11 protein-coding genes are annotated in these 14341 nt (G+C 31.5%); all 11 read right to left on the bottom strand.

Translation table 11 applies throughout. The features are described from left to right. Positions 1-12 precede the first annotated feature (12 nt). The 11 genes from rpoC to sufC all read right to left on the bottom strand — a co-directional run bounded on the left by rpoC (position 13) and on the right by sufC (position 14280). The gene (rpoC, locus tag VJI93_RS04885; protein WP_323999341.1) at positions 13-3654 is read right to left on the bottom strand and encodes a DNA-directed RNA polymerase subunit beta'; all 3642 of its coding nucleotides are present in this window, start codon (positions 3652-3654) and stop codon (positions 13-15) included. Positions 3655-3677: 23 nt separating this feature from the next. Then, entirely contained in the window at positions 3678-7436 is a 3759-nt protein-coding gene (rpoB, locus tag VJI93_RS04880; RefSeq protein WP_323999340.1) for a DNA-directed RNA polymerase subunit beta, read from the bottom strand. A 488-nt stretch (positions 7437-7924) separates the two neighbouring features. Then, a complete protein-coding gene (locus VJI93_RS04875) occupies positions 7925-8101 on the bottom strand; it encodes a hypothetical protein (protein WP_323999339.1) in 177 nt (58 codons plus the stop codon). Between the two features lie 106 nt (positions 8102-8207). Further along, positions 8208-8387 (bottom strand): hypothetical protein, encoded by a 180-nt coding sequence (locus VJI93_RS04870; RefSeq protein WP_323999338.1) that lies wholly within the window; start codon positions 8385-8387, stop codon positions 8208-8210. A gap of 139 nt (positions 8388-8526) precedes the next feature. Further along, the gene (locus tag VJI93_RS04865; RefSeq protein ID WP_323999337.1) at positions 8527-8964 is read right to left on the bottom strand and encodes a GNAT family N-acetyltransferase; all 438 of its coding nucleotides are present in this window, start codon (positions 8962-8964) and stop codon (positions 8527-8529) included. Between the two features lie 96 nt (positions 8965-9060). Further along, positions 9061-9381, bottom strand: a complete 321-nt coding sequence (locus VJI93_RS04860) for a DUF1294 domain-containing protein (protein ID WP_323999336.1) — start codon at positions 9379-9381, stop codon at positions 9061-9063. Between the two features lie 51 nt (positions 9382-9432). Then, positions 9433-9858 (bottom strand): Fe-S cluster assembly sulfur transfer protein SufU, encoded by a 426-nt coding sequence (gene sufU / locus VJI93_RS04855; RefSeq protein WP_323999335.1) that lies wholly within the window; start codon positions 9856-9858, stop codon positions 9433-9435. Then, complete coding sequence (locus VJI93_RS04850; RefSeq protein WP_323999334.1) at positions 9848-11077, bottom strand: aminotransferase class V-fold PLP-dependent enzyme; 1230 nt, start codon at positions 11075-11077, stop codon at positions 9848-9850. The genes sufU and VJI93_RS04850 overlap by 11 nt, the downstream gene beginning before the upstream one ends. 1 nt (position 11078) lies before the next feature. Next, entirely contained in the window at positions 11079-12110 is a 1032-nt protein-coding gene (locus tag VJI93_RS04845; RefSeq protein ID WP_323999333.1) for a SufB/SufD family protein, read from the bottom strand. Positions 12111-12121: 11 nt separating this feature from the next. Continuing rightward, complete coding sequence (sufB, locus tag VJI93_RS04840; protein ID WP_323999332.1) at positions 12122-13537, bottom strand: Fe-S cluster assembly protein SufB; 1416 nt, start codon at positions 13535-13537, stop codon at positions 12122-12124. A 2-nt stretch (positions 13538-13539) separates the two neighbouring features. Then, positions 13540-14280 carry a Fe-S cluster assembly ATPase SufC gene (gene sufC, locus VJI93_RS04835; protein WP_323999331.1) on the bottom strand — a complete coding sequence of 247 codons (741 nt, stop codon included), beginning with the start codon at positions 14278-14280 and terminating at the stop codon, positions 13540-13542. Positions 14281-14341: the final 61 nt, after the last annotated feature.

The following is a 14341-nucleotide window of genomic DNA, read 5'->3' as shown; positions in this document are numbered from 1 at the left end:
CGACTCTAAATATTATTCTTCAACTTTTTCCACGATTTCAACTTCTTCAGTTTCAACTTCTGTTTCAGTTTTTTCTTCTAATTCTTCTTCGATTGAATCGTCAACTTCTTGAATTTCTTCAGAATCACTATGTTCAAGAGTTTCTTCTCTAGCAAGTCTTTCTTCTTCCTCTAGTGTTTCATAATCAATTTCGATAGATTTATAGACTTTCATACCAGTTCCGGCAGGGATAAGTTTACCTAAGATTACATTTTCTTTTAATCCTATTAGTCCATCTGCTTTTCCTTTAATAGAAGCATCAGTTAAAACTCTAGTTGTTTCTTGGAATGATGCTGCTGATAAGAAACTTTCAGTAGCAAGCGATGCCTTAGTAATACCTAACAATACATTATCAAAAGTAGCTGGCATCTTGTCTTCTTCAAGCATTTTTCCATTAACAGCTTCTACTTCTCTGAAAGGAACTAAGCTTCCTTCTAAGAAATTAGTATCTCCTGAAGTATCGATTTTAACTTTAGAAAGCATTTGTTTTATAATGATTTCGATATGTCTATCATCGATGTCTACCCCTTGATTACGATAAACTTTTTGAACTTCTTTAGTGATATATTCTTGAACTCCTGTTGGACCTTTAATGGCTAAAATGTCATGTGGATTTATAGAACCCTCAGTAAGCATATCGCCTGCCTTGATTTCTTCTCCATCTTTAACTTTAATTCTAGCTCCATAAGGTATAGCATAAATTCTTTCATCACCATCGTCGGCAGTTACAACTATATCATATCTCTTCTTATTATCAACTAATTTTACAGTACCATCAATTTCAGTTATATAAGCAAGTCCTTTTGGTTTTCTCGCTTCGAAAAGTTCTTCAACACGCGGAAGACCTTGAGTGATTCCAACACCGGCAACCCCACCAGAGTGGAATGTTCTCATTGTAAGCTGAGTACCAGGTTCACCGATTGATTGAGCAGCTATAATTCCTACAGCTTCCCCAATGTTAACTGGATTTCCTGTTGCAAGGTTACGTCCGTAACATTTTGCACAAACGCCATGTTTGGATTTACAACCTAGAACAGAACGAACTTTTATTTCTGTAATTCCAAGTTTTTCAACTTTTTCTGCCAGACTTTCAGTAATCATTTCATTCTTATGAATTAAAATTTCTCCTGTAGTAGGATTTAATACGTCTTCGAATGAATGTCTACCTACAATTCTATCAGCAAGTTTTTCAACTATAGCATTTCCATCTTTAAAGTCTGTAGCTAATACATATTCATCTGTACAACAATCATCTTCTCTAACAATAACATCTTGAGAAACATCTACAAGTCTTCTTGTTAAATATCCAGAGTCAGCCGTTCTAAGAGCAGTATCTGAAAGTCCTTTTCTTGAACCATGAGTTGAAATAAAGAACTCTTGTACAGAAAGACCTTCTCTAAAGTTTGCTTTAATAGGAATTTCTACGATTCTACCAGTAGCAGAACTCATAAGTCCACGCATTCCAGCTAACTGTCTAATTTGGTTAATATTACCTCTGGCTCCTGAGTCAGCCATGATTGAAATACTATTTGTGGGATCTTGTTTTTCAACAAGAATCTTTGTAATATCTTCTGTAGCTTTTGTCCAAACAGAGATCACATATTCATATCTTTCTTGTTCAGAAACTAAACCATCTCTAAACAATTCTTCATAAACTGCAATCTTTTGTTCTGCTTCTTTAAGAATTTCCCATTTTTCTTCCGGAACTATTACATCATTCATTGAAATTGAAATAGCTCCAACAGTTGAATATTTATATCCTGTAGATTTTATATAGTCTAAAACTTCAGCAGTTTTTATATTTCCGTGTTTTCTAAAACATTTATCTACAATTTTACCAAGCATTTTTTTATCTACAAGTCTATCAACTTCTAATGAGTATTTATCTTTATTTCTATCAACAAATCCTAAATCTTGTGGAAGATGTTCATTAAATATAAATCTACCAACAGTTGATTTTACGATTTGACTTTCACCTGTTTCTTCATCTCTATATAACACATTAACAGTATCATGAATTTTAACATTATTTGTAGAATAAGCCTTAAACATTTCATCATAGTCCATAAATGAACGAAGAGCTTGTTCTTCAACAGTTCCACTTGTTAAATAATATGACCCCAATACCATATCCTGAGTAGGAGTTGTAATAGGCTTACCATCTTTTGGTGCCAAAATATTATTTGTAGAAAGCATTAAAAGTCTTGCTTCAGCTTGCGCTTCAGTTGATAAAGGTAAATGCACAGCCATTTGGTCGCCGTCAAAGTCGGCATTATATGCAGTACAAACCAATGGATGTAATTTTATTGCCTTTCCTTCAACTAAAACCGGTTCAAATGCTTGAATACCAAGTCTATGAAGAGTCGGTGCTCTGTTTAGAAGTACAGGATGATCTTTGATAACTTTATCCAAAATATCCCAAACATTTGAATTTAATCTTTCTACATATTTTTTCGCACTCTTAATATTATGAACAATTCCGTCTTCCACTAATTGTTTCATAATGAAAGGTTTGAATAATTCAAGAGCCATTTTTTTAGGAAGTCCACATTGGTGGAATTTCAAATCCGGACCTACTACGATTACAGAACGTCCTGAATAGTCAACACGCTTTCCGAGTAAGTTTTGTCTAAATCTTCCCGTCTTTCCCTTTAACATATCTGATAAAGATTTAAGCTCTCTATTTCCCGCCCCTGTTACAGCTTTTCCATGTCTACCATTATCAATTAATGTATCGACAGCTTCTTGTAACATTCTCTTTTCATTTCTCATAATGATTTCCGGAGCATGAATTTCTATAAGTTTTTTCAATCTGTTATTTCTATTTATAACACGTCTATACAAATCATTTAAGTCTGAAGTTGCAAATCTACCACCTTCAAGTTGAACCATAGGTCTTAAATCAGGTGGAATAACAGGGACAACATCAATAATCATCCATTCAGGTCTATTTCCTGATTTTCTAAAAGCTTCACAAACTTCAAGTCTTCTTGAAAGTCTAATTTTCTTTTGACCAGTTGCATCAACAAGACCCTTTTTCAATTCATTTGAAAGCTCATCTAAATTTATATTTTCCAAAAGCTCTTTAATAGATTCAGCACCCATTCCAACTCTGAAATTTTCTGCACCGAATTTTTCACAAGCTTCTCCGTATTCGCCTTCAGTTAGTAATTGTTTAACATAAAGGTCAGTATCTTTTGCATCAAGAACAACATAATTTGCAAAATATAGGATTTTTTCAAGAGCTCTTGGGCTCATATCCAATATAAGACCCATTCTTGAAGGTATTCCTTTAAAATACCATATATGAGAAACTGGAGCAACAAGTTCAATATGTCCCATTCTTTCGCGTCTTACTTTAGCCTTTGTGATTTCAACTCCACATTTTTCACATACGTTTCCCTTGTATTTTATTCTTTTATATTTACCACAATTACATTCCCAGTCTTTTACCGGTCCAAAAATCTTTTCACAGAAAAGTCCATCTTTTTCCGGTTTTAAAGTTCTGTAATTTATAGTTTCTGGTTTTTTAACTTCTCCTCTTGACCAACTTCTTATCTTATCAGGTGAAGCTAAGCCAATTTTCATTGCATCAAAATTATTTAATTCCAACAAGGAGTCCACTCCCTTCCTCTATGTTATTGATCAATATCTTCTTCTATAAATATTTCGTCTTGTTCTACTTCTTCTGAACTACTTTTTCCTTTTTCATCTTTATCCTCTAAGAAACTAAGGTCAAAACCGTCAAAATCTTCTTCCTTATTTCCAGACTGATCATAGAATGAATCAAAGTCAAAATCTTCTTCCTCTTCTTCGTTGGCATACTCTTCATTTAAAACAAGTTGAGCCTTGATTTCATCGGAATTTTCTCTAAGTTTGATTTCTTCTCCTTCTTCATCAATCAATTTAACATCTAAGCATAATGATTGTAATTCTTTCATAAGAACTTTGAAGGATTCAGGAATACCCGGTTCAGGAATATTTACACCCTTAACAATTGATTCATAAGTCTTAACTCTACCTACAATATCATCACTCTTAACAGTCAACATTTCTTGTAAAGTATGACTCGCACCATATGCTTCCAATGCCCAAACTTCCATTTCCCCAAATCTTTGTCCACCAAATTGTGCCTTACCACCAAGTGGTTGTTGTGTAACTAAAGAATAAGGTCCGATAGATCTTGCATGAATCTTTTCATCTACCAAATGGTGAAGTTTTAACATATACATATAACCAACAGTTACAGGATTGTCAAATTCATCTCCAGTTCTTCCGTCTCTAAGTTTTATTTTTCCTGATTCAGGACAACCAGCAAGCTTTAATGCATCAAGAACATCAATATCACTTGCTCCGTCAAATACAGGTGTTGCAACTTTCCAACCAAGTCTTTTAGCTGCAAGTCCTAAATGCACTTCAAGTACTTGTCCGATGTTCATACGAGAAGGTACCCCTAATGGATTAAGAACGATTTGTAAAGGAGTTCCATCTGGTAAGAATGGCATATCTTCTTGAGGCATTATTCTTGAAATAACCCCTTTGTTACCATGTCTACCACACATTTTATCCCCTACATTAATCTTTCTCTTAGTGGCTACATAAACTCTAACTACTTCATTAACTCCTGGTGGTAATTCATCTCCATTTTTTCTACTGTAACATTTAACATCTACAACAATACCAGTTTCTCCATGAGGAACTCTTAAAGAAGTATCTCTTACTTCTCTAGCTTTTTCTCCGAAAATAGCTCTTAAAAGTCTTTCTTCAGCACTTAACTCAGTTTCTCCCTTAGGTGATACTTTACCAACTAAGATATCTCCCGAATTAACTTCAGCACCGATTCTTATAATACCATTTTCGTCCAAGTTTTTTCTCATATCTTCACCGATATTTATAACATCTCTTGTGATTTCTTCAGAACCTAATTTAATTTCTCTAGCTTCACATTCATGTTCTTCAATGTGTAGTGAAGTTAAAACGTCATCTATAACAAGTTGTTCATTTAACAACATCGCATCTTCATAGTTATAGCCTTCCCAGTTCATAAATGCCATTAAAATATTTTTACCTAATGCGATTTCTCCATTTTCAGTTGAAGGACCGTCGGCAATAATATCTCCGGCATTAATTCTGTCATTTTCACTAACTATAGGTCTTTGATTGATTGTTGTTCCTTGGTTTGAACGTTTAAATTTAAGTAATCTATATTTATCAACTACATTATCTAAATCTCTTTTGATATGAATTTCATCACTATCAACTCTAGTAACAATTCCTGAATTTTTCGCAACAATAACAACACCACTATCTCTTGCTGCCTTATGTTCTATACCAGTTCCTACAATAGGAGCTTCAGTAACAAGTAGAGGCACCGCCTGTCTTTGCATGTTTGAACCCATCAATGCACGAGTAGCATCGTCGTTTTCAAGGAAAGGAATCATCGCTGTACCAACTGATACAATTTGTTGTGGAGAAACGTCCATAAGTTGAATTGTATCTCTTGGATAAATATCATTTTCGCCATTAATACCACGACCACTTACTCTTTCGTTTACAAAACGTCCATTTTCATCAAGTGGTTCATTGGCTTGAGCAATAATAACTTCATCTTCTTCATCGGCTGTTAAATAAACAATATCCTTTGTAGCAATTCCGTTATTTACAACACGATATGGTGTTTCAATAAATCCATATTGATCAACTCTTGCATAAGTTGTAAGAGAAGTAATAAGACCAATGTTTGGACCTTCTGGAGTTTCTATCGGACAAATTCTTCCGTAGTGACTTTCATGAACGTCTCTTACTTCGTATCCTGCTCTATCTCTACTAAGACCACCAGGTCCTAAAGCTGATAATCTTCTCTTATGAGTAAGTTCTGCAAGTGGATTGTTTTGATCCATGAATTGTGATAATTGTGAAGAACCGAAGAATTCTTTTAAAGATGCAACAAGAGGTCTTATATTAATAAGTCCTTGTGGCGTAGCAAGATCTGGATCTTGAGTTGACATTCTTTCTCTAACAACTCTTTCCATTCTTGATAAACCAATTCTAAATTGATTTTGTAAAAGTTCTCCAACGGCTCTAACTCTTCTATTTCCTAAATGGTCAATGTCATCACAAATTCCAAGACCATAGAATAAGTTAAATTCATAACTTACAGTAGCTTCAATATCATCACGAATAATATGAGTAGGAGAAAGCTCTTTAACCCTATTTCTTACAGCTCTCTTAACTTGTGTTTCATATTCTTCGCCTTCATATTCTGATGCAGCTTCTAAAATTTCCATCATAACCGGATAGTAAATTTTTTCTGAAAGTCCGTTGCATGAAATATCAAATCCCAATTCAAACGCACTAATATCAACAAAGTGGTTACCAACAACGATAATCTCTTTGTCTTCAACTTTTACATGAACTCTCTTATATCCTGCATTTTCAATTTTTTCAGCAAGTTCTTCTGAAATATAATCTCCAACACTTGCGATTTTTTCCATTTCACCGAATTTATCAGTCTTGAAAATATCTTCAGCTAAAATTGTTCCTATTAATCTATTTCTTAAAGCTAATTTCTTATTAAATTTATATCTACCAACTTTTGCAAGATCATATCTTCTTGGATCGAAAAGTAAATTATGTAATAAACTTTCCCCACTTTCAACAGTAGCAGGATCCCCCGGTTTTAATTTTCTATAAATTTCAAGAATAGCTTCTTGATAACTCTTTGTTATATCTTTTTCCAAAGTAGTATGAAGTTCTTTAATATCTCCGAAATTTTCAACCATTTCTTCATTTGTTTCATATAACAACGCCCTAATCATAGTTGTTATAGGCAATTTTCTTGTTCGGTCAATACGAACACTTACAACTCCGTTTGTGTCGGTATCATATTCTAACCAAGCACCTCTGTTCGGAATTACTGTTGAAGAAAATAACTTATTACCTGACTTGTCAATTTCTTCTCCATAATATACACCCGGACTTCTAACAAGCTGACTTACGATAACTCTTTCAGCACCATTAATAATAAAAGTCCCGTTGTCAGTCATCAAAGGAATTTCTCCCATAAACACTTCTTGTTCTTTAACTTCGCCTGTATTATTGTTTGTTAAACGAACATCTACTTTTAGAAGTGTTGAATAGTTCATATCCCTATCCTTACATTCTTGTTCTGAATACTTTGGAGCATTTTCTAAACGATAATTTAAAAATTCCAACTTCATCGCTTCGGAATAGTCCCTAATTGGACTAATATCGTCAAAAACATCTCTAATTCCTTGCTTAATAAACCAATCATAACTATCAGTTTGAATGGCAATTAGGTTTGGAAGATCCAAAACATTTTGAATTTTTGAATAACTAACCCTTTCTGTGATTCCATACTTTTCAGTATGTGTCATAAAACTTCACCCCTTTGAAAAATTAAAAAAAAGATAAAAATACATATTATCCCACTATTACATTATTATCTTTAAATTTTAACAGATTTTCCGTAAAATGTAAAGCCTTTTTTAGAATTTTTTCATTTTTTTAGACAGAAATTGACCTTTGAACCTGATAATTTTAATTTCACATTATGAATACTTTAATTAAATACTATATTGTGGTATAATACAGTTGTAAATATATTGTTTTGATAGTTCAATAAACTACTATTTAATATTAATCTAAAGGAGGCAATTATGAGAAAAAAATGGATGAATTATTTAACAATCACTATAATAGTATTTTTAATTATATTTCATTTCAAAGAGCTTTCCACTATAACATTTGTCTGCTTTGGAATAGTATTAGCCTCTCATTTATACGATCTATTTAAAGATAGATTTTAATTTAATTTCAGAATCAAAAAAGGAAGTAATTTTTATCACTTCCTTTAAATAATTTTTTATTTCTTTTCTAACTTTGACTCCAGTTCTTTTATTGTATTATTTAATTCATCCATTTTAGATATCATTTTTTTATTATTTTTCTTAATTGTTCTCTCTACACTGTAAATTGAAAATACTATCACAGTACATTGTATAGATAATAATGTAATCTGTAATCCATCTAAATTACTCATATTAAACCCTCCTATTAAGCCAATAATCTTTAAAATTCATATTTGATTTTATATTCTATAAATAAGTAAATAAGTTTTAAAATAAATATAAATCAGAAAACGATTTCTAACTAACATTATTTTTTTGAGATTCTAATTCCAAGATATTTTTATTTAATTCATCTATTTTAGACAACATTTCTTCTTTGCTTTTCTTAATTGCTTTTTCCACACTATAATTAGAAAATACAATCGCACAACATTGCACTGATATTAACCCCAATATTATTATTACTGAATCAGACATATAAACACCTCCACATACTATATTTATATAATTAGATTAATAAGAGTATAAATAAACCATCGCTCTACTCTTACAATTTAATTGTATACTTGTAAATGAAAATTGTCAATACTGATTACTGTGTTTTGAAAAAATATTTTTATAATTTTTTCCTAAGTTCATATGCTGAATATTTTATATCAGTTCCTGATTTAATAAATTCAGTTTCTTTAAAAATTTCAAATCCATCCTTAAAACAAATCTTCAAAGATGAAATATTATCTTTTGCAATTAATGTGTTTATAATTTCTGCATTATGTAATTTTAAAAATTTACACAAACCATTAACGAGTTCCGCCCCATATCCTTTATTCCATTCGGTTCGCTTTATCGAATATCCAATACCCCATATTCTCTTACTCTTTTCAACTTCAAAAGCACAAGCTGTTCCAATTATTTCATCATTTTCTTTTTTAAAAACAGAAAAATAGAAATCGTCAGTCCATTTTTCTGAATTTTCCAACTCATCTTTCAATATATCTCTAAGTTCATCTCCATTTTTGTAAAATGGATCACATATATTTCCCGGATATTTCATTTCCCCATTCTTTTGCTGCGTAGTCACAATCAGAAAACCTCATATCCGCTATATTCAATCTTTCTGTATAAAATCTAATATTCCTCATAACATCACCTAAAATATGTATTTATATAAATAATATAAAATCAATACTTTCACGACAAAAAACAGTGGTACTAAAATCCTAAATTTCAGCTTTTTAGTTTTATGTCTAAATATTTGCATGGATAGAAAAGCTCCGATAGAGCCGAACAAAAAAGCTGATAATAATAAATTATTCTCTGAAATTCTATTCTTGCCTTTTATAGCTTTTCTTTTATCAATATAAAATATTGTAAAAGATATTAAATTCATTAAAAAAATTATAAAAATCAACAATTTATCGTTTTTTAACAAACTGTCCAAAAGCAAATATAATATGAAAAAAATTCTCATATACCCTCCATAATACAAAAAAGTCGCAACTCAAAAGAGCTACGACCTTATTTAATTAGCTTCGATTATATTTTTTAATGTATGCCAAGCAAGAACCGCACATTTAACTCTTGCAGGCATTGTAGAAATATTTTGAAGAGCTATAGCATCCTTAAGTTTTTTTAGCTCATCTCCCTCAAGCCCTTCTGTAATCATTGCCAAAAATGTTTCACAAAGTTCTTTTGCTTCATCTAAAGTTTTTCCTCTAACCAAATCAATCATAAGTGATGTTGAAGCTTGAGAAATAGCACAACCTACACCAACATAAGAGGCATCTTTGATAATACCGTCTTCAATATCCAATTGTAATGTAATTTCATCTCCACAACTTGGATTATGACCTTTTTCTTCGTGTGTCGGATGATTTAAGTATCTTTTGTTTTTTGTATTTCTACTTTCTTCTGTTATTATCTCAGTATAAATCTCTCTAATATCCAAGATGTAATATTCTCCTTACTTCTTTTAATTTTTCAATGAAATATTCTACTTCTTCTTTAGTGTTATAGAAAGAAAAACTTACTCTACAAGTTGCATTTTCTTTTAAATATCTATGCAAAGGCTCTGCACAATGATGTCCACTTCTTATTGCAATTCCAAAGCTATCAAGTATTGAAGATACATCATGTGGATGTACTTCTTTTACATTAAAAGCTATTACAGGACATCTATTTTCGTCCTCCGTAGTATAAGTCTTTACGAAATCTAACTTTTTCATTTCTTCAAAAGCAAAATTCATAAGTTCTCTTTCCAATTTTTCTATATAATCAAATCCCAATTCTTCTAGGTAGTCAATAGCAGAACCAAGTGAAGCAACTGCTCCTACATTTTGTGTTCCCGCTTCAAAACGACCTGCAGGTAAAAGATATGTTGAATAATCTTCATATACATATTCAATCATATCTCCTCCATAAAGGAATGGATCCATTTCTTTTAAAAGTTCAAACTTTCCATAAAGCACGCCTACACCCATTGCACTTAGCATTTTATGTCCTGAAAAAACTAAGAAATCAACATCTAAATCTTGAACATCCAATTTTTTATGTGCAACAATTTGTGATGCATCAACTAAAACTTTTGCCCCATTTTTATGTGCAATTTCAATAATCTTTTTGATGTCAGGCATTGTAGCTACCACATTTGATGCAGCAGTTATACAAACTAATTTTACTTTGTCAGAAATTTTTTCTTCAAAAGATTTCATGTCAAGTTGTAAGTTATCATCAAGATAAATATAATTAAGTTTAGCACCTGTCTTTTCTTTTAAAAATTGCCAAGTACATAGATTACTATGATGTTCCATAATACTAAGTATTATTTCATCATCTTTTTTCAATTTATTAAGATGACAATGGGCGACTAAGTTAAGTGCCTCACTTGCATTTTTTGTAAAAATTATTTCAGTAGTTCTTTTTGCATTAAGAAAATTCTTAACTCTCTTTCTAGTTCCCTCATAAATTTCAGTCGCAAACATACTAAGGTAATGACTACCTCTATGTGGACTTCCATTTTGATAAGAATAATAATTTGTTATAGTATCAATAACAGCTTGTGGTTTTTGACTTGTAGCTGCATTGTCTAAATATATAACTTTTTTCCCAACTTTTTCTTCATTCAAATATGGAAAATCTTTTCTAATATCAAGAACAGTTTTAGTCATATTATACCTCCGAAAGTTTTTTGGATAAAGTTGTATAAACTCTCTTTCTTATTTCTTCATTTTCTATCAGATCAATAGTTTCAGCAAATTTTGATTCTAAAATCAATCTCTTTGCTTCTGATTCGCTAAATCCACGACTCATAATGTAGAACAATATATTATCATCAATTTCCCCGGCACTTGCTGCATGAAGTCCTTCAACATCATCTTCAGTACAAAGCAAAATTGGAACTGCAACATTTTTTATATCATCTGAAAGCAATGTTACATATTCTTGCTCAGACCCCTTTGAAGTAGATGACCCACGTTTAAAGTCGATGGTAACTTTACAAGTCTTTTGAGCTCTATCAGCTAATGCTCCCTTAATTGCCAAATCATAATTTGTAGCACGTCCTCTTTGAATTGCCACATAGTTATAATCTAGTTTTTGTTCGTTTTTACCGAAATAAATAGAATTTACATTAACATTTGAATTATTGTCAACAAGATCACCAATGTAGGATAGATAATTTTCTTTTCCTCCTAAATCAACTTGAACAAATTCAACATTCGCATTTTCTTTAACTTTGTAATAAACGCTTTGAATACTCAAAATATCTAAAGAAAATCTTTGAGAAATGTAAATTTTAACATCACTATTTTTTTCAGCTTCAACTTCTATAATAGAATGTCTGAAACCTTTAATATTTTCTTTTGAAAAATAATCCAAAGTTAAATTTAAAGTTGAATTTTCTTCGGCTCTTATTTTTATAATATCAATTAATTGATTATTTTCTTCGTTTAACTCTAATGAAACAACTTGATTTAAAGAATTATCTTCTGTTGAAATAAAATCCAATTCAAGATTTGTAATTTTTTTTAATTTTTCAGTTAATTCATTTGAAAATGAAAATTTTTCATAAGAAAAATCAAGATTTTTGTTTTCACCCTTAATTAAAGAATATTCTTTTGAATTTAGATTAGGCAATAGCACTTCTGTATTATTAACTCTTGTTGCATTCCAAGTGTTACTTGGTATAAAATTTCCTCTCATACAGACACCCCCTAACCAATAGTTCCTTCAAGTTCAAGATTAATCAGTGCATTCATTTCAACAGCATATTCTAAAGGCAATTCCTTTGCTATCGGTTCAGCAAAACCTCTTACAATCATAGCTTTTGCTTCTTCTTCAGGAATGCCACGAGTCATAAGGTAGAAAATTACATCATCATTAATCCTACCTATTTTTGCTTCATGTCCTAAATCAATGTCTGATGTTTGAATATCTATAACAGGAATTGTATCTGATTGAGATTCTTGATCCAACATTAAGGATTCACAAGTTACAGTTGATTTACAACCATGACAATTAGGTTTTACACTTACAAGTCCTCTGTAAATTGCAACTCCATTACCCTTAGATATGGATTTTGAATTTATTGATGAGCTTGTTCTTGGAGCTGCATGAATTACTTTTGCTCCAGTATCTAAGTACTGATCATTCCCTGCAAAAGTGATTCCTGTAAATTCACTCTTTGCTCCTTCTCCTCTCAATACACTCATCGGATATAACAAACTTACCTTTGAACCAAAAGATCCTGAAACCCATTCAATAGTTCCATTTTCATCAACCATAGCTCTTTTTGTATTTAAGTTATACATATTTCTTGACCAGTTTTCTATTGTAGAATATCTTAAGGTTGCATTTTTCTTTACGAAAAGTTCAACCGCTCCTGCATGAACATTTAAAACATTGTATTTTGGAGCTGAACAGCCCTCAATAAAATGGCAATAAGCTCCCTCTTCAATAATAATTAAAGTATGTTCAAATTGCCCTGCACCCGGTGCATTAAGTCTGAAATATGATTGTAGTGGAATGCTTACATTGACTCCCTTTGGAACATAAACAAAAGAACCACCACTCCAAACTGCATAATGTAATGCAGCATATCTATGATCTTCAGGTTTTATACAAGTCATAAAATATTCTTTTATTATATCAGGATATTCTCTTACGGCAGTTTCAAAATCAGTGTAAATTACACCTTGATTTTTCATTTTTTCAGTCAAATTGTGATAAACAACTTCACTGTCGTATTGAGCTCCAACTCCTGAAAGTGCACTTTTATATTCTGCTTCTGGGATTCCAAGCGCATCAAATGTTCCCTTAATATCCTCAGGCAACTCATTCCAATCTTCACTCATCTTTGCGTCTGGACGAATGTAAGTTGTAATCTCATTTATATCAACAGGAGATAAATCGGGTCCCCAGTTTGGATTTTTAGAATTTTCAAAAACTTCCAATGCTTTAAGTCTTAATTCCAACATCCAGTCAGGTTCATTTTTCTCCTTAGAAATCTGCATAACAATATCACGAGTTAAGCCTTTTTTAGTTTTTGAAAAATACCTTACTTCATTTTTTATATCATAGACACCTCTGTCCATTTCTTCTACTTGTGTTTTTTTTCTTTCTGATGTCATAACTACACCTCTTGCTCAACCCAAGAATAACCTTCTTTTTGGATTTTATCTATCAAAGAAGCGTCTGATGTTTTTACAATTTTGCCATCATATAAAACATGAACATAATCCGGTTTAATTCTTGATAATATTGCTCTATGATGCGTTATAATCAAAATTGATTTATTCTCACTTTTAAATTTTTCAACATTTTCAGAAACAACTTTAACTGCATCAATATCAAGCCCAGAGTCTGTTTCATCCAACATTACAAGTGAGGGATTTAACATAACCATTTGCAAAATTTCAGTCTTCTTCTTTTCTCCACCAGAAAAACCAACATTCAAATATCTTTGGGCATAAGAAGTATCCATTGTTAAATTTTCCATTTTTCCTTCAAGCTCTCTTTGAAATTCAATAACACTTTCTTTTTCTCCTGTTATTGACATTCTTGAAGCTCTAATGAAATTTGAAACGGTAACTCCAGGAACTTCTTCCGGATTTTGAAAAGACATAAACATTCCAAGTTTTGCTCTTTCATCTGCCCTTAATTCATTTATATTTTCACCCTTAAAAAGTATATCTCCAGATGTAACTTCATAATTAGGATGAGCCATAATAGAATTGGTAAGTGTAGATTTACCAGCTCCATTAGGTCCCATAATAACATGAACCTTTCCTTCAAAAATATCTAAATTGATACCTTTTAAAATTTCTTTATCTCCAACATTAACATGGAGATTTTTTACCTCTAATATTTTCATATATGTTACTCCTTATAGTAGTTTTATTTAGCATAATTGTAGTACCCAAAGAGTAAGACAA

Origin of the sequence: Parvimonas sp. M20 (assembly GCF_035282425.1) — a bacterium.
Taxonomy (GTDB): Bacteria; Bacillota; Clostridia; order Tissierellales; family Peptoniphilaceae; genus Parvimonas.
The sequence above is the reverse complement of the archived record's forward strand: the minus strand, read 5'-3'. Positions and strand labels throughout refer to the sequence as shown.

Excerpts from the sequence above, each read along its gene's own strand:
- rpoB (WP_323999340.1), bottom strand. The coding sequence starts at position 7,436 with ATGACACATACTGAAAAGTATGGAATCACAGAAAGGGTTAGTTATTCA.
- VJI93_RS04875 (WP_323999339.1), bottom strand. The coding sequence starts at position 8,101 with ATGAGTAATTTAGATGGATTACAGATTACATTATTATCTATACAATGT.
- VJI93_RS04870 (WP_323999338.1), bottom strand. The coding sequence starts at position 8,387 with ATGTCTGATTCAGTAATAATAATATTGGGGTTAATATCAGTGCAATGT.
- VJI93_RS04865 (WP_323999337.1), bottom strand. The coding sequence starts at position 8,964 with ATGAAATATCCGGGAAATATATGTGATCCATTTTACAAAAATGGAGAT.
- VJI93_RS04860 (WP_323999336.1), bottom strand. The coding sequence starts at position 9,381 with ATGAGAATTTTTTTCATATTATATTTGCTTTTGGACAGTTTGTTAAAA.
- VJI93_RS04850 (WP_323999334.1), bottom strand. The coding sequence starts at position 11,077 with ATGACTAAAACTGTTCTTGATATTAGAAAAGATTTTCCATATTTGAAT.
- VJI93_RS04845 (WP_323999333.1), bottom strand. The coding sequence starts at position 12,110 with ATGAGAGGAAATTTTATACCAAGTAACACTTGGAATGCAACAAGAGTT.
- sufB (WP_323999332.1), bottom strand. The coding sequence starts at position 13,537 with ATGACATCAGAAAGAAAAAAAACACAAGTAGAAGAAATGGACAGAGGT.
- sufC (WP_323999331.1), bottom strand. The coding sequence starts at position 14,280 with ATGAAAATATTAGAGGTAAAAAATCTCCATGTTAATGTTGGAGATAAA.